The organism is Pseudomonas sp. DR208 (genome assembly GCF_019823005.1).
Classification (GTDB): Bacteria; Pseudomonadota; Gammaproteobacteria; order Pseudomonadales; family Pseudomonadaceae; genus Aquipseudomonas; species Aquipseudomonas extremorientalis.
Genome location: NZ_CP081944.1, coordinates 2,894,077 through 2,908,420, shown reverse-complemented (window position 1 = coordinate 2,908,420; position 14,344 = coordinate 2,894,077). Strand labels below are relative to the sequence as shown.

Here is a 14,344-nt window from a genome sequence, read left to right as displayed (position 1 = left end):
CCAATCACCAGAGCATGCCGAGCTTTATTGCACCGGCAGAAAATTCATCAGCAACAAGCTCTGCGCGTAATTGAGACCGATGCGCCGGTAGCGCTCGTCGAGCATCTGGGTCAGCAGGTCGAGGCGCGCAACGATCTTGCCGAACTCCACCGCGAAGCTGAGGTTGCTGCCCTCCTCCGATATTTCGTTGGAGAACAACAGCAGCACGCCATTGGCATCCTGGCGCTTGCTCAGCAGCCAGGTGGCCTTCTCGATATTGCGCGCGGCGTTGCTGACAAACTGCGGGTTGATCGAATCGGTGATGTAGAACTCAGTACGCCCACCGTGGGCCGTCACGATCATGCTGCCGATGGCGTAGATAAACGCGCCGACACGATCGCCTTTGAACTCCGGACTCAGGGAATAACTCAGCGCCGCCAAGTCGCGGCGATCATCCAGGGCCGGCAGCGATCGACGTTGCTCGATGGCCTGGCGGATCTCTCGCGCAGCGCTGACCGCATCCGGATAACCCGACTGACGCCACTGGCTGGGGTTGCGCAAATAGAGCTTGTTCATCAGCAGATACAGGCTTTGCAGGTTGTCGCGCATGCCCAGCGTGGCCATGCGGTCGACACTGGTCTGGAAGAACTCATCGGGTTTGCCGTTGCTGAACTGCTTGGCGATATCCCGCCCCTGTTGCTGGCTGCAACCGCTGGCGCAGAGCATCAACACAGCGGCCAGCATCAAGGGCTGGCAACCGCGTTGAAGGTTGAAACGAGGAAATGTGCGATCCATCGGCACCCGATCTGATTCATCTGCCCACGCGGGAAATCGGCAGGGCTGGGACAAGGATAGAGCGGAGAAATCCAAAAAAGTGCAGTGGATCCAGGCAGATAGTTGTAAGCAGAGACCACCGGGCAGGTGAATCGGCGCAATCGTGAAGGATTCGTTTCAGGGCCTATACTGAGAGCAACAGCTGCGTGTATTTTTTGCGCATTTGCTCATAAGCAGCTGTATAGGAGGTGACGGCAATGAAACATCCAATTCGGGCGCAAATGGTTGTTCAGATGATTTGCCTGCTTTCGGTAGCTCAGCTTTTTTGCTGAACAACGTGTCACCGGCTTCAAATTCAGCCGCGGCTGCGGCGCAGGAAGGTATTGCCTGCAACTCCCTCAGCATCTGGCCCGACACCCATTGGCCGGGCCAGAATGTGCAACTACAGCAAGACCGTGGCCAGCATGCCCAGAGCCCCCAGGCAAAACCCGATCAGCGCACCCCGCCCGGGCATTTCCTGGAACAGCGCCCAGATCACCACAGGCTCCAGCAGCAATAACGAGGTGATGGAAACGACTGTCACCACCCAGATATCACCGACCGCCCGGTACCCCAGCCAGTAAGCTCCCAGCAGGCAAAGCCCGGCAAAACACATCAACACCACCGGCATGACGAACGCCTGCCATGAACCGTCGCCCGCCTGAGCCAGCCGGGCGGTGATTACCTCGCTGTAGATTGCACAAAACTCACCAAGGACCATCAACCCTAGAGCAGAAACTCCGAGTAGTTCTTTGGACATATCAAAAACTCCTTCGTATTCAACGCACTGTTGTTCAACTCCCAGCGGGCGATGCCGTTGCCGAGGGTTTTGTTGCAACGATACGAAGCAGCCTTGAACAGGCCTGAATTACCGAAGTGCTTTTGCATGCTCGTGTCCTTGAAAAGGGGGTGAGTCCCAGCGACCGTAGAGGACGCCCAGCCTGATCATACGTTTGGGCAGGCGCCTTGGACAACCGACTGCAGTATCGTCGTGGTCTTTTTTCCGGGGAGGATGAGCTGGATGCCGATGCCCTGTTGAGTCATGCGGGTGGGGAGATGTACCGGGTGAGAAGGCAGCGGTTTGCGACTGATCAACACCGCGCGCGCCGATTAAAAGCCAATGCCCCGACGTGTCGGGGCATTGGCTTTTGTAGTCCTGGGCAAATCAACCAGAAATGAACATCTTTTTCAGCGTTTCAACTGGCAAAAGACTCACCCTGACGTGGAACGATTATTTGGCTTGGCGAAGCACAAGCTCCGTCAAACGGGTCTTGACCCGGAAGCAAAACTCACGAATTTGAAATTGATAGGCCGGCATCACCATGTAGTTCAAATCAGGACCCAACGAGTCTTTGACTTCCATGTACTTGGCCGTCTTGGCAGCAATGGCCTGGTATTGCGCCTCGTATTTATCGTAAGACGCCTTGTTGTACACCCTTAGAACATCGAGCTCTTTACGGCATTGCTCGGCGCGATTCTGGTTCAAGTTTGTTTCAGACTCTTCCTGAGCAGCCTCCTGGGAGACATTGATTGGGGCTACAGGACGTGGGTTCGCAGGTGCAGCCTCATATCGCACAGTGAAATTTTCTGGTGGTGTCGAAGGCGCGGCTTCAGCGGGTGCTTCATGAACGACGGCTGGAGGGGGAGTCTCTTTAGGTTTTTCTGGGGTTTTCGTAGCGCATCCCGAGAGAGCAAGACCTACCACTACAACGATGCCACACATTTTATTCATCGGTTTCACCAAGAGGTATTTGGGGTTGGCTGAGTCGTTAGGTTCTGGGTAAAAGTCATCACTCAATCCATGATCGAGCGTACATTTTCTACCAGACTCAAGGCGCTCAGCCGCTCTTCCTTGAGTGCGCAGGTGAACAATAGTAGTAAAAAATCAAAGAGATGACGAGGAAAAGCTTGGCAGGAATGGCACAAATCCAATGGGCTAATGACTGTGGGATCAAGCTGCGCAGTCGAGATCCACATGAGGATGGGTCGCCTTCAAAAAGGCTGCATCGGAGTGTGAACTGGATACCGCCACCCAGCGCGAGAGCAAAGCCGGGCAAACGTCACGCAGTTCACCCCCAATGCGATTCATACATCAATCAGCGCTGTAGAAAATTTGAATTAGTCAGTTGTCCGTTCGGTCAGGAATTATGAACGCAGTAAATCTGATGAGGTGACAGCAATGACTATCCAAGCAGAGACACTCGTACAACTGACCCAAGCGCTTCAGGGACGCGGGATGAAGATGGTTTCAGACGTCCATTTCATCCGTGCGCCATATCGGCACAATCATCGCTGGATCTGTTCTGTAGAGGAGTAGTCATTGAAAGCCAGCCGGAAACGACTGGCTCGAATGGATATAGCCAAAAGGACCTTAGGTTGAGCGACCCTCGCTACGATTTTGTTGTTTTTTAACGCCCTTCCCATTTTTACGTTCGTATTGATGATGAATAAACCAAGCGACGAGCAGTACGCCAGCCAGACCAAAAACGAACAACAACAGCTCTATTGCGGGACCCTCGTGTGAAAACATGTTTCGTTCCTCGTCCTGAAGTATCGCGCCTCAAAAACTGGCGCCTCCGAAATTATTCGTAACAATCCATACATTTTCAGGGTAGACGCCGAAGCTCGAGGTGACAACCCCAATACTCACGGAACCATTGATCTAGACACGTCACTCGTCGAAAAAACGTTCGCGAGCGCGCTAGCGTCAGCGATACGAGCACAAGAAGGAGGTCGTGACTACTGCACCTGCCCCAATCGCAAACCGCTTGAAATGATGCGGAAACGATCAGGCTTGAAGCGGGGTAGCCGCCCCAAACCCCAGAAACACAAAAGCCCCGCATTCGCGGGGCTTTCGTTTGAATCTTGGCGGGAAACCAGGGATTCGAACCCTGGGAACGCTATTAACGTTCGCCGGTTTTCAAGACCGGTGCATTCAACCACTCTGCCAATTTCCCTTGTGCATCACAGGATTATAGTAGCCTATCCCGTCTCAGCGGGCGCCATAATACCCGAATGAAACACACTGTCAAACTCTCGCCATAGCTTGTTACAGAGCGTCTGTTATGATCTTTGCGACTGAACGTTTCAAAACTGAAGGAGTGTCGCCATGCGCGAACAGAATTACGCAGTGAATGGTAACGCGCAGGCTGAGCAGCTTGAAGTCAGCCGCGTGTTGCGCAACACCTATGGCTTGCTCGCCCTGACCCTCGCATTCAGCGGCGTGATGGCGTTCGTGGCCCAGCAGATGCGCGTTGGCTACCCGAATATCTTTGTGGTGCTGATCGGCTTCTATGGCCTGTTCTTCCTCACCAACAAACTGCGCGACTCTGCGTGGGGCCTGGTGTCGGCATTTGCCCTGACCGGCTTCATGGGCTTTATCCTCGGCCCGATCCTCAACCGTTACCTCGGCATGGCCGGCGGTGCGGAAGTGGTCAGCTCGGCGTTTGCCATGACGGCGCTGGTGTTTGGTGGTCTGTCGGCCTATGTGCTGATCACCCGCAAGGACATGAGCTTCCTGGGTGGTTTCATCACCGTTGGTTTCTTCGTGTTGCTGGCGGCAGTGGTTGCGGGCATGTTCTTCCAGATCAGCGGGCTGCAACTGGCGATCAGCGCAGGTTTCGTGCTGTTCTCCTCGGTGTGCATCCTGTTCCAGACCAGCGCGATCATCCACGGTGGTGAACGTAACTACATCATGGCGACCATCAGCCTATATGTATCGATCTACAACCTGTTCATCAGCCTGTTGCAGATCTTCGGCATCATGAGCCGCGATGACTGATTACTTGCCTCAATAAAAATGCCCCGCATCGAAAGATGCGGGGCATTTTTGTTTTCAGAAGATCAGTACTGGTTGGGTTCCATTTCCAGATCGACCTTGAAGCGCTCCAGAATGTCTCGCTGAATGCGGCGGGCCAGGTTGGCAATGTCATGCCCCGAGGCGGCGCCATAGTTGACCAGCACCAGCGCCTGCAGTTTGTGCACGCCGGCGTCCCCCTCACGGAAGCCCTTCCAGCCGGCCTTGTCGATCAGCCAGCCGGCGGCGAGCTTCATCTGCCCGTCAGGTTGCGGGTAGGCCACCAGGTCCGGATACAGCGCCTGCAGCTCAGCCGCCAGCACCTGGGAGACCAACGGGTTCTTGAAGAAGCTGCCGGCATTGCCAAGCTCCGCCGGATCCGGCAGTTTTTCACGGCGAATGCTGCAGATGGCACGGCTGACGTCGCTCGGCGTCGCCTCGGTGATCCCCTGCGCCGCCAGGCGCTGCTGCACCGGGCCGTAGTCGAGTTTCAGGTGGCTGGCGCGGCTGAGGGCGAAGCGCACGCGCAGGATCAGCCAGCGCCCGGTCTCGTGCTTGAACAGGCTGTCACGGTAGGCAAAGTTGCACTCCTCAAGGCTGAAGTCGCGCAGTTCGCCGGTGCGACGGTCCAGGGCGGTCAGGCCAGCGAATACATCCTTGATCTCGACACCGTAGGCTCCGATGTTCTGCATGGGCGCGGCGCCGACGGTGCCGGGGATCAGGCTGAGGTTTTCCAGGCCACAGAAACCTTGGTCCAGGGTCCACAGCACGAAGGGGTGCCAGGCTTCGCCCGCCTCGGCCTCGACCACCACGTGCAGGCCGTCGTCGTGCAGCACACGAATGCCCTGGGTGGCCATGCGCAGCACCAGCGCCGGAATGTCCTGGGTCAGCAACAGGTTGCTACCGCCGCCGATCACCAGCAACGGCACATTGTGTGCGGTGGAATAGGTGAGGGCCTCACGCACATCGCTGTCGCTGTGGGCCTCGGCGAACAGCTGGGCATGCACATCAATGCCAAAACTGTTGAATGGCTTGAGCGATACCTGCGCAAGCACCTGCAAGGTCATAACCGCCCCTTCAATTCGATCACCAATAAATCACAGGCCTGTTCGATCAGGTCCAGGACCCGTTCGAAGCCTTGTTCACCTTCGTAGTACGGATCTGGCACTTCGTCCACTTCGGCATCGTAACGGCGCAGGAACAGGTCCAGCTCCGCCTTGCCCTGCCCCGGCTGCATCGCCTTGAGGTTGCGCAGGTTGCTGTGATCCATGGCCAGGATCAGGTCATAGCGCGCAAAATCGGCGCGGGAGACCTGCCGGGCACGCTGGGCCGACAGATCGTAGCCGCGGGCCAACGCCGCACGTTGGCTGCGCTGGTCCGGCGGGTTGCCGACATGCCACTCACCGGTGCCGGCGGACGCGACATCGACCTGCCCAGTCAGCCCCGCTTCGCGCAGTTTGTGGCGCAGCACGCCTTCTGCGGTGGGCGAGCGGCAGATATTGCCCAGGCAGACAAACAAAACCTCCATCAGGCCCCCAGCAGGCGACGGACGCGCTCAAGGTCTTCGGGCGTGTCGACACCAGCCGGCGGCGCTTCCAGTGCATCGCCCACGTGGATGCGCACGCCGTGCCACAGCGCCCGCAGTTGCTCCAGGGATTCGGTGTTTTCCAGCCAGCACGGGCCCCAACTGACGAAGTCATGAAGGAAACCGGCGCGGTAGGCATAAATGCCGATGTGACGGCGATACGGCACGCCTTCCGGCAGTACATCCGGTTGCTTGGCAAACGCATCGCGTGCCCACGGCAGGGTAGAACGGCTGAACGTCAGCGCCAGGCCGTTGATGTCGCTGACCACCTTGACCACATTCGGATTGAACAGGGTCTCGACGTCTTCGATCGGCTCAGCCAGGGTCGCCATGCGCGCTTCGCCATGGGCGGCCAGGTTGGCGGCCACCTGGTCGATAACGCCGGGCGGGATCAACGGTTCGTCACCTTGCACGTTGACCACGATGGCGTCGGGCGCCAGGCCGAGCTTTGTGGCCACTTCAGCCAGGCGGTCGGTGCCGGAGTTGTGGTCTTCACGCGTCAGCACCGCCTCGGCGCCGAAGCCTTCGCAGGCCTCGATGATGCGTGGGTCATCGGTGGCCACCACTACGCGCTCGGCGCTGCTTTTGCAGGCCTGTTCCCACACCAGCTGGATCATCGGCTTGTTGCCGATCAGTTGCAGCGGTTTGCCCGGCAGGCGAGTCGACGCATAGCGGGAGGGAATGACAACGGTAAAGGCGGTGGTCATTTATCCAGGCGCTCATCGGTGGTCAGGGTACGGGCTTCGCTTTCCAGCATCACCGGGATGCCATCACGGATCGGGTACGCCAGGCCGGCGCCTTTGCTGATCAGCTCGGTTTTGTCGGCGCTGAGCTTGAGCGGGCCTTTGCAGATCGGGCAAGCGAGGATGTCGAGCAGTTTGGTGTCCATGAGTGTTTCCTGGAAAAAAGCGGTTTAAGGCAAAAGACGGGCAGGCAACAGACGCATCAGCTGCGTGTCGAACCAGGCGACGAACGCCGGCGACGGCAGCGCATCCACCGCAAGGTACCACCAGTCGGGCTGGGCGAAGGCGCGGCACTTCACCGCGTCCTTCTCGGTCATGACCAGCGGCAATGACGGCGTAAAATTCAGGACCTCGGCACTGTAAGTCGCGTGGTCGGCAAACCCATGGGGTATCGGCTGCCAGTGTAGCGTTTCAAGGGTGTTGAAGAAACGTTGCGGGTTGCCAATGCCGGCGACCGCATGCACCTGCTGGCCCGCCGCAAAATGATCCACTGGCCGGCGCTCGCCGGTTTGCAGGTTGACCAGTGCAGTAGGCTGCAAACGAAAGGCAAAGCCGTCTTCGCGGTCGTCGGCGGCGCCGTTGTACAGCAACGCATCCACACTCTGCAAACGCTCCACCGGTTCGCGCAGCGGCCCCGCCGGCAGGCAGCGACGGTTGCCCAGGCCACGGGCGGCATCGATCAGCACCAGTTCAAGGTCGCGGGCCAGGCGGTAATGCTGCAGGCCGTCGTCGGAGAGGATCAGGTCCAGAGTGTCGCTGGCCAGCAGCGCCTTGACCGCACGGCTGCGATCAGGATCGATCATCAAAGGTACGCCGCAGCGCTGCACGATCAATAACGGTTCGTCACCCGCCACCTCGGCGCTGTGACTGGCTTCGACCCGCCACGGCAACTGTGGTGGCTTGGCGCCATAACCGCGACTGACCACACCCACACGCAAGCCGCTGTGCCGACAGTGTTCGATCAACCACAGGATCAAAGGCGTCTTGCCGGTGCCGCCCACGGTAATATTACCGACCACCACCACCGGCACCGGCGCTTGGTAAATATCACCCTCACCCGCCAGGAACCGTGCGCGCTTGCGCTGCACCACCCGGCGATACAGGGACTCCAGCGGCCGCAGTAGCGAAAGTGCCGGATGGCCCTCGTACCAGGCCTTGAGCAAACGATCGGACATGGCCATCAGGGTTGGCTCGCCGCCTCGACGGTACTCATGCGCAAATGGCTGAAACCGAGCTTGCCGGCAGCGTCCATCGCGGTGATCACAGCCTGGTGCTGGGTCTTGCCATCAGCGCTGATGGACAGCGGCAACTGCGTGTCGCCGCCGGACTCTTTCTGCAAGGCTTCCATCAAGCTGGCAAGGTCGTTTTTCTCCAGCAATTGGTTATTCACCGAAAACACCCCGTCGGCGCTGATGGCGATGTCGAGTTGCTTGACTTGCTGGTCTTCGGCCGGCGAACCGCTCACGGCTTCCGGCAGGTCGACGCGCAGTTCGGTTTGCCGGGTGAAAGTCGTGGTGACGACAAAAAACAGCAGCAGGATAAACACCACGTCGATCAGCGACGCGAGGTTGATATCGACATTTTCCCGTTGCTTACGGCGAAATTTCACGCTTTGCCCCCAACCAGGTCCACGTCGCGGTCGCCCTGCACCACTTCCACCAGCTTGATGGCCTCCTGCTCCATGCCCACCACCAGCTCATCGATGCGGCGTTGCAGGAAACGGTGGAAGAACACCGAAGGAATACCCACCATCAGGCCGGCCGCCGTAGTGATCAGCGCCTTGGAGATACCACCGGCCAGCACGGCCGCGTTGGTGGTCATGCCGGAGCCCATGAACGAACTGAAAATGTCGATCATGCCCAACACCGTGCCGAGCAAGCCGAGCAATGGCGCCATGGCGGCGATGGTGCCGAGGGCGTTGATGTAGCGCTCCAGTTCATGAATGACGCGGGCGGCGGCCTCTTCGATGCACTCCTTCATGATCTCGCGACCATGCTTGGAATTGGCCAGGCCTGCGGCAAGGATCTCACCCAACGGGGAGTTGGCGCGCAGTTCCTTGAGCTTTTCCTTGTCCAGTTGCTTGTTCTTGATCCAGCCCCAGACCTGCCCCAGCAGATGCTCGGGGGTCACGCGGCTGGCGCGCAGGGTCCACAGGCGTTCGGCGACGATGCCGAGTGCGGCGATGGAGCTCATGATGATCGGCAACATCATCCAGCCGCCGGATTTGACCAATTCCCACACAGTGAATGTCCCCTCGAAAAAGTGCGCCACTTTACCATATAGGTGCGTCGGCCACAGACCCCATCCGCCGAGGCCTTGAACCCCTAGGGTAAGCGCTCGCGCCAGAACCTTCGTTGACTGCGCGCAACGACCGGTGGCGCGAATGCTCCCAGCTGCACACGCACGGCCCCCTGTTCGGCGCTGTCATACACTTGGCTGCCCAGCCGCTGGTAACGTTCCAGCACCTGCGGATGGGGATGGCCGAACGCATTGCCGCGCCCCCGCGAGATCAGCACATTACGGGGGGAGAGCCGCTCGACAAACGCCCAGGACGAAGAGCTGCGACTGCCATGGTGGGGCGCCTGCAGCCACTCGGTGGGCACCGCCAGAGGCGACGCGAGCATGGCCTGTTCGGCTTCGCGGTCGATGTCGCCGGTCAGCAACAGGCGCTCGCCATTGGCCTGCACCTGCAACACGCAGGACTTTGCGTTACCACTGATAGCACCTGGCCACTGCCAGAGTTCGAACGTTACCCCGTCCCAGGTCCATCGCTCGCCGCTGACGCAAGGTTGCGTACCGATAAATGCCGGCAACCCATCGGTTTCCCCGCCCACCACGCGCTTGATCGGTATGCCCTTGGCAATCGCCGCCGCGCCGCCGGCATGATCCGCATCGGCGTGACTGAGCAGCATCAGATCCAATGCCCTCACCCCGAGTTTTCGCAACGACGGGAGCACCACCCGCGCGCCCAGATCAAAGGTTCCGGTGCGCGGTCCGGCGTCGTAAAGCAATGCATGGTGGCGCGTGCGCAGAATCAGCGACTGCCCCTGCCCCACGTCCAACTGCACCACCTCCATCTGCCCGTGGGGCACCAGTTCTCGCGCAGGGAACACTGCCAACAACAGCATTGGCCAGCCTAATACGCGAAACGGCACGCCGTTGGGCAGCAGTAGCAACACGGCACCCAGCAGACTCACCAGCCAGTAAACCAATGGTACTTGCGCCGGGATCCACGCCGGCATGTGTCCGGCGAGCCACGCCAGCCCTCTGAACAAACCATCCAGAGCGCCGCCCGCCAGCCACAGAAGACCTTCGCCAATAAATGGCAATGGCAGCAATGCGGTCCCCGATAGCGCCAGCGGCAACACCACCAGGCTGATCCACGGCACAGCCACCAGGTTGGCCAGCGGTGCGCTCAGGCTGATGGGCAGTCCCAACACCAACAACACCGGAAACAGCCCAATGGCAATCAGCCACTGCGGTCGGGTCCATGCCTGCCACAGGCTCCACGGCCCCAACCGCCCACCAAACGCCAGAATCAGCACCGCCACCGCCGCAAACGACAACCAGAACCCGGGCTGCAAGCTGGCCAACGGCTCCAGCACCAGCACCCCATTGAGCGCCAGCAGCAACGGCCACCACAGCCCCAGATGCCGGAAGCGCAGCCGCCACAACAACACCAACCCGACCATCACACAAGCCCGTTGCACCGGCACGCCAAACCCTGCGAGCCAGCCGTAGCCCAACGCAGCGCTGAACGCCAGGCCACACGCCCAGGGCAACCACGGCCAGGTTCGCGGCCAGCAACCGTAGCGGGCCAACCCGGCGATCAGCCCATAGATCAAACCCGCCAGCAAACCGATGTGCTGGCCGGAAATGACCAGCAGATGCACGGTGCCCGTGTCCTGCAACACGTGCCAGTCGGCAGCGGCCAACCCTGAGCCGTCGCCCAGTACCAGGGCAACCAGGCCTGCTTCCCGGCCTTGGGCATCCACCGCCAGCAGGCGCTGACGCACGCTGTCGCGCCAGGCATTGCGGGCCGGCGCCAGGCGCTCGCCATCCTTGACCGAGCCCGTGGCGCCGATGCGTTGGGCCAACAGCCAGGCTTCCTGATCAAACCCGTGGAAATTCAGCAACCCGGTCGGACGCTTGAGGGTAACCGCCAGGCGCCAACGTTCACCGCTGCGCACCGGCGGCCCGCCACGCCAGGACACGCGGATGCGTTTGGGTAAGCGGGCATTGCGCGACCGGCTATCGGCCAGTTCGAAGCGCACACCTTCGCCCGTCTGTCGCGGCAACCCGATCACCCGGCCCTCCAGCCAGCGCGTCTGGCCATCCAGGGCAGGCATCAGACGATCATCCAGCGCCCACTGTGCGCTGAGGCATGCCCAACTCAGCCCCAGCAGGAAAAACGCCAGTGGGTAGGTACGAAACGGCAACAACATCAACGCCAGCACCGGCCAGGCAACCAGCCAGCCCATAGGCGGCAACGCCGGCAAAAAACGCAGGGCCAGCAACCCCAGCGCAAACGCGCACATCCCTGTCTTCATGAATCATCCTTTTCAAGTGATCCACTCAGTCTTAGCCGGATGCCCAGGGCGGCCTATGATGTTTTGTCACAAAGTCTGAATTTTCTGTTTATAGAATGCGGGCATACTTGCCCCTCGAACTGACCTGGATCCCTTATGCCCCGGCGCTTATTCAAACGGTACATGCCCGATCCCACGAGTATCAGGGAACATAAGTCATTACAGTTTCTCGGCACGTTGCTGCATGACCCGAACCTCTGGCACCTGAACCGACACTCGGTCGCACGCGCAATGGCCGTGGGTTTGTTCGCCGCGTTTATCCCAATCCCCTTGCAGATGCTGTTAGCCGCGGTCCTGGCGATCACCGTGCGCGGCAACATGCCCATCGCCGTCAGCCTGGTGTGGCTGACCAACCCGATCACCATGCCGGTGGTCTTTATCTGCACCTACATGACCGGCGCCTGGCTGATGAACGTGCCACCGCGCAGGCTGCCCGACGATCTGACCTGGGAATGGATCAGTGGCCAACTGAGCACCTTGTGGCAGCCGTTCCTGCTGGGTTCAGTGGTGTTGGGGCTGGTGCTGGGCGCCCTCGCCTATTGCCTGACCATGGGCTACTGGCGCTGGTGGGTGGCCCACCAGTGGAAAAAGCGCAAACAGCGTCGCGCTTAGCAGGCCCGCAAGCGCAGGTGCACGCGCAGGCCTTGCCCGGTATTTTCCGCCCACAGGCTGCCGTCCTGGCGCTGCACGGCGTTGCGGGCGATGCTCAGGCCCAGTCCGAAGCCGCCATCGCCGGGGCGTGAACCGTCCAGGCGAGTAAAAGGCGCGAAGATCCGTTCCAGATCCCCTTCATCGATCCCGCCGCCCTGATCCTCCAGCCAGACATGCCAACAATCACCTTCGCGACGCCCGTCCAGGCTGACCACACCGCCCGACGGTGAATGGCGGATAGCGTTGCGCAAGATGTTTTCCAGAGCCTGGGCCAACGCATTCAGGTTACCTCGCACCCAGCAGTCCACCCCCAGCAGGCATGGCAGCCGCGACGCTGGCCAGTCGCTCTCATAGCAAGCGTTTTCGCGCAACATGTCCCACAGCGCTTGAAGCTGGATAGCTTCCAGGGGCAGCGGCGCCCGTTCGGTGTCGAGCCAGGCCAGTTGCAGGCTGTCTTCCACCAGGCGTTGCATCGCGTCGATTTCACGGCCGAGCCGCTCGCGCAGCTGCGTCAGGTCTCGCTCACTGTCACAGGCCACTCGCAGTCGACTCAGCGGGGTGCGCAGCTCATGGGACATGTCTCGCAGCAACTGTTGCTGCAACACCACGGTGCCCTGCAAACGCTCGGACATATGGTCGAACGCTCGCCCCAGTTCGCCCAACTCGTCCTGGCGACTGGTCGCGTCGTGGGACAACCGCGTATTCAACTGATCGGCGCGCCAGGCATTGGCCTGCTCGCGCAGTTGATTGAGGGGCATGATCAGCAGCCGATACAGGCCGATGCACAGCAACAGGGTAAACAGTCCGGGAATCACCCCGTTGGTCACCACTCGCCAGAACAGTTGGTAGCGCCCCGGCATAAAGCGCTGGGGTAACTCGATCACCAGCGACCCCGCATGGGGGTCGGTCGGAAACGGGATCTTCAGCCATGGCAGGCCTTTGACATGCCGGCTCACCGGCCAATCCAACCCACGCAGAAAGGTCAGTCGCTGGCTTTCGTTGTCGCTCAGCGGGATGCTGCTCAACGATTGCAGGTCATTGCCGATCACGCCTATCCAGGTACTTTCACGCTTGCCCATCGCCTGCAGCCAAGCGTCGACGCCGGCACTGCCATCGCGACTCCACGCCTGCTCAGCCGCGACCGCATAACCACTCAAGGTGCCTCGCGCCTCATCGGACAGGTAGGCGTTCTTCTGTTCCATGTAGCGGCCCCAGGACCAACTGAGCCAGATCATCAGCAAGCAAAAGGCGATCAGCAGGCAGGCCAGCTTCCAGAATAACGAGTGCCGGCCCGGCAGCCGTTTCAAGGGGCGTTCAAAGCCCGTCATCGTGACCGCTCAGCACATAGCCCTTGCCCCACACCGTGCGCACTTCGCGCTCGGTGTAGTTGATCGCCTTGAGCTTGCGGCGGATCTGGCTGATATGCATGTCGAGGCTGCGGTCATGGGGCGCATAACCGCGTTGCAGCACATGCTGGTACAGGAAAGGTTTGCTGAGGACTTCTTCGCTGTTGCGATGCAGGGTTTCCAGCAGGCGGTATTCGCTGCGGGTCAAGCCGGCCCAGTGGTCAAGATGGAAGACATCACACCGTTCATCATCGAAACGCAGGGTGCGGGCATCGTCGTGCACCGGCGCAGAGATCGGCAGCGGACGGCGGTCGAGGGCCACCCGGCGCAGGATGGCTTCGATGCGTACGCGCAGCTCGATCATGCTGAACGGCTTGGGCAGGTAGTCGTCGGCCCCCAGGCGAAAACCACTGATGCGATCGGCTTCGGCGCCCAGTGCAGACATCAGGATCACCGGGATCGAATGGCTCTGGCGCAGATGAGTGAGGATCGACAGGCCGTCCATCCCCGGCAACAGGATATCCATCAGCACCACGTCAAAGGCCTGCTCGCGCGCCATCTGCAGGCCCTGCTGGCCATTCTGGCACCAGGTCACGTGGAAACCACAGCGGCCCAGGTGCTCATGGACATAAGCGCCCAGCACAGGGTCATCTTCAATAGTCAGGATACTGGGTAGGCCAATTGCTGCGGGATTCATTAGTATCTGCAAGTCATTCTCAATGGCTGATTATTCAAGATTACCCCGCTACAGGCAATCGCCCCCGGGCGCCGAATGGCGCGAAGATTGCCATATGTCATTAATTTGCAAGATTCCGCGCTGCGCAAATGGCTACACTGCGCAG

At 60.1% G+C, this 14,344-nt stretch carries 15 protein-coding genes and 1 tRNA gene; 2 read left to right on the top strand and 14 right to left on the bottom strand.

The annotated features are described in order from the left end of the window. Positions 1 to 24 precede the first annotated feature (24 nt). The 4 genes from K5K89_RS13265 to K5K89_RS13250 all read right to left on the bottom strand — a co-directional run bounded on the left by K5K89_RS13265 (position 25) and on the right by K5K89_RS13250 (position 3,749). The gene (locus tag K5K89_RS13265; RefSeq protein WP_261401105.1) at positions 25 to 774 is read right to left on the bottom strand and encodes a hypothetical protein; all 750 of its coding nucleotides are present in this window, start codon (positions 772 to 774) and stop codon (positions 25 to 27) included. Positions 775 to 1,195: 421 nt separating this feature from the next. Beyond that, entirely contained in the window at positions 1,196 to 1,513 is a 318-nt protein-coding gene (locus K5K89_RS13260) for a hypothetical protein (protein ID WP_071491797.1), read from the bottom strand. 510 nt (positions 1,514 to 2,023) lie between these two features. Continuing rightward, positions 2,024 to 2,590: a hypothetical protein gene (locus tag K5K89_RS28645; protein WP_256572972.1), complete on the bottom strand. Its 567-nt coding sequence runs from the start codon at positions 2,588 to 2,590 to the stop codon at positions 2,024 to 2,026. 1,068 nt (positions 2,591 to 3,658) lie between these two features. Next, a tRNA-Ser gene (locus K5K89_RS13250) sits at positions 3,659 to 3,749 on the bottom strand. Positions 3,750 to 3,901: 152 nt separating this feature from the next. Between K5K89_RS13250 and K5K89_RS13245 the strand changes: the two genes are divergently transcribed. Beyond that, positions 3,902 to 4,573 (top strand): Bax inhibitor-1/YccA family protein, encoded by a 672-nt coding sequence (locus K5K89_RS13245; RefSeq protein WP_071491861.1) that lies wholly within the window; start codon positions 3,902 to 3,904, stop codon positions 4,571 to 4,573. 62 nt (positions 4,574 to 4,635) lie between these two features. Here K5K89_RS13245 and murB read toward each other — a convergent pair whose 3' ends face one another. From murB to K5K89_RS13205, 8 genes are all read right to left on the bottom strand, one after another. Next, positions 4,636 to 5,655 carry a UDP-N-acetylmuramate dehydrogenase gene (gene murB, locus K5K89_RS13240; RefSeq protein ID WP_092245147.1) on the bottom strand — a complete coding sequence of 340 codons (1,020 nt, stop codon included), beginning with the start codon at positions 5,653 to 5,655 and terminating at the stop codon, positions 4,636 to 4,638. Further along, the gene (locus K5K89_RS13235; protein ID WP_071491863.1) at positions 5,652 to 6,116 is read right to left on the bottom strand and encodes a low molecular weight protein-tyrosine-phosphatase; all 465 of its coding nucleotides are present in this window, start codon (positions 6,114 to 6,116) and stop codon (positions 5,652 to 5,654) included. The genes murB and K5K89_RS13235 overlap by 4 nt, the downstream gene beginning before the upstream one ends. Next, on the bottom strand, positions 6,116 to 6,880 hold the full coding sequence (kdsB, locus tag K5K89_RS13230; protein WP_222541573.1) for a 3-deoxy-manno-octulosonate cytidylyltransferase: 765 nt from the start codon (positions 6,878 to 6,880) through the stop codon (positions 6,116 to 6,118). The genes K5K89_RS13235 and kdsB overlap by 1 nt, the downstream gene beginning before the upstream one ends. Then, entirely contained in the window at positions 6,877 to 7,062 is a 186-nt protein-coding gene (locus tag K5K89_RS13225; protein WP_003174668.1) for a Trm112 family protein, read from the bottom strand. Before K5K89_RS13225 ends, kdsB begins: the two co-directional genes overlap by 4 nt. 24 nt (positions 7,063 to 7,086) lie before the next feature. Further along, positions 7,087 to 8,097, bottom strand: a complete 1,011-nt coding sequence (gene lpxK, locus K5K89_RS13220) for a tetraacyldisaccharide 4'-kinase (RefSeq protein ID WP_222541572.1) — start codon at positions 8,095 to 8,097, stop codon at positions 7,087 to 7,089. Next, positions 8,097 to 8,525 (bottom strand): ExbD/TolR family protein, encoded by a 429-nt coding sequence (locus K5K89_RS13215; protein ID WP_058425436.1) that lies wholly within the window; start codon positions 8,523 to 8,525, stop codon positions 8,097 to 8,099. The genes lpxK and K5K89_RS13215 overlap by 1 nt, the downstream gene beginning before the upstream one ends. Next, positions 8,522 to 9,157 carry a MotA/TolQ/ExbB proton channel family protein gene (locus tag K5K89_RS13210; protein ID WP_058425437.1) on the bottom strand — a complete coding sequence of 212 codons (636 nt, stop codon included), beginning with the start codon at positions 9,155 to 9,157 and terminating at the stop codon, positions 8,522 to 8,524. Before K5K89_RS13210 ends, K5K89_RS13215 begins: the two co-directional genes overlap by 4 nt. A gap of 83 nt (positions 9,158 to 9,240) precedes the next feature. Continuing rightward, positions 9,241 to 11,466, bottom strand: a complete 2,226-nt coding sequence (locus K5K89_RS13205; RefSeq protein WP_261401104.1) for a DNA internalization-related competence protein ComEC/Rec2 — start codon at positions 11,464 to 11,466, stop codon at positions 9,241 to 9,243. 135 nt (positions 11,467 to 11,601) lie between these two features. Between K5K89_RS13205 and K5K89_RS13200 the strand changes: the two genes are divergently transcribed. Next, a complete protein-coding gene (locus K5K89_RS13200) occupies positions 11,602 to 12,117 on the top strand; it encodes a DUF2062 domain-containing protein (protein WP_222541571.1) in 516 nt (171 codons plus the stop codon). Here K5K89_RS13200 and K5K89_RS13195 read toward each other — a convergent pair. Continuing rightward, positions 12,114 to 13,484, bottom strand: coding sequence for a sensor histidine kinase (locus K5K89_RS13195; protein WP_222541570.1), 1,371 nt, complete (start codon positions 13,482 to 13,484; stop codon positions 12,114 to 12,116). The two genes, K5K89_RS13200 and K5K89_RS13195, sit on opposite strands and share 4 nt — an antisense overlap. After that, entirely contained in the window at positions 13,471 to 14,199 is a 729-nt protein-coding gene (locus K5K89_RS13190; RefSeq protein ID WP_222541569.1) for a response regulator transcription factor, read from the bottom strand. Before K5K89_RS13190 ends, K5K89_RS13195 begins: the two co-directional genes overlap by 14 nt. Positions 14,200 to 14,344 lie beyond the last annotated feature (145 nt).

Excerpts from the sequence above, each read along its gene's own strand:
- K5K89_RS13265 (WP_261401105.1), bottom strand. The coding sequence starts at position 774 with ATGGATCGCACATTTCCTCGTTTCAACCTTCAACGCGGTTGCCAGCCC.
- K5K89_RS13260 (WP_071491797.1), bottom strand. The coding sequence starts at position 1,513 with ATGGTCCTTGGTGAGTTTTGTGCAATCTACAGCGAGGTAATCACCGCC.
- K5K89_RS13245 (WP_071491861.1), top strand. The coding sequence starts at position 3,902 with ATGCGCGAACAGAATTACGCAGTGAATGGTAACGCGCAGGCTGAGCAG.
- murB (WP_092245147.1), bottom strand. The coding sequence starts at position 5,655 with ATGACCTTGCAGGTGCTTGCGCAGGTATCGCTCAAGCCATTCAACAGT.
- K5K89_RS13235 (WP_071491863.1), bottom strand. The coding sequence starts at position 6,116 with ATGGAGGTTTTGTTTGTCTGCCTGGGCAATATCTGCCGCTCGCCCACC.
- kdsB (WP_222541573.1), bottom strand. The coding sequence starts at position 6,880 with ATGACCACCGCCTTTACCGTTGTCATTCCCTCCCGCTATGCGTCGACT.
- K5K89_RS13225 (WP_003174668.1), bottom strand. The coding sequence starts at position 7,062 with ATGGACACCAAACTGCTCGACATCCTCGCTTGCCCGATCTGCAAAGGC.
- lpxK (WP_222541572.1), bottom strand. The coding sequence starts at position 8,097 with ATGGCCATGTCCGATCGTTTGCTCAAGGCCTGGTACGAGGGCCATCCG.
- K5K89_RS13205 (WP_261401104.1), bottom strand. The coding sequence starts at position 11,466 with ATGAAGACAGGGATGTGCGCGTTTGCGCTGGGGTTGCTGGCCCTGCGT.
- K5K89_RS13200 (WP_222541571.1), top strand. The coding sequence starts at position 11,602 with ATGCCCCGGCGCTTATTCAAACGGTACATGCCCGATCCCACGAGTATC.
- K5K89_RS13195 (WP_222541570.1), bottom strand. The coding sequence starts at position 13,484 with ATGACGGGCTTTGAACGCCCCTTGAAACGGCTGCCGGGCCGGCACTCG.
- K5K89_RS13190 (WP_222541569.1), bottom strand. The coding sequence starts at position 14,199 with ATGAATCCCGCAGCAATTGGCCTACCCAGTATCCTGACTATTGAAGAT.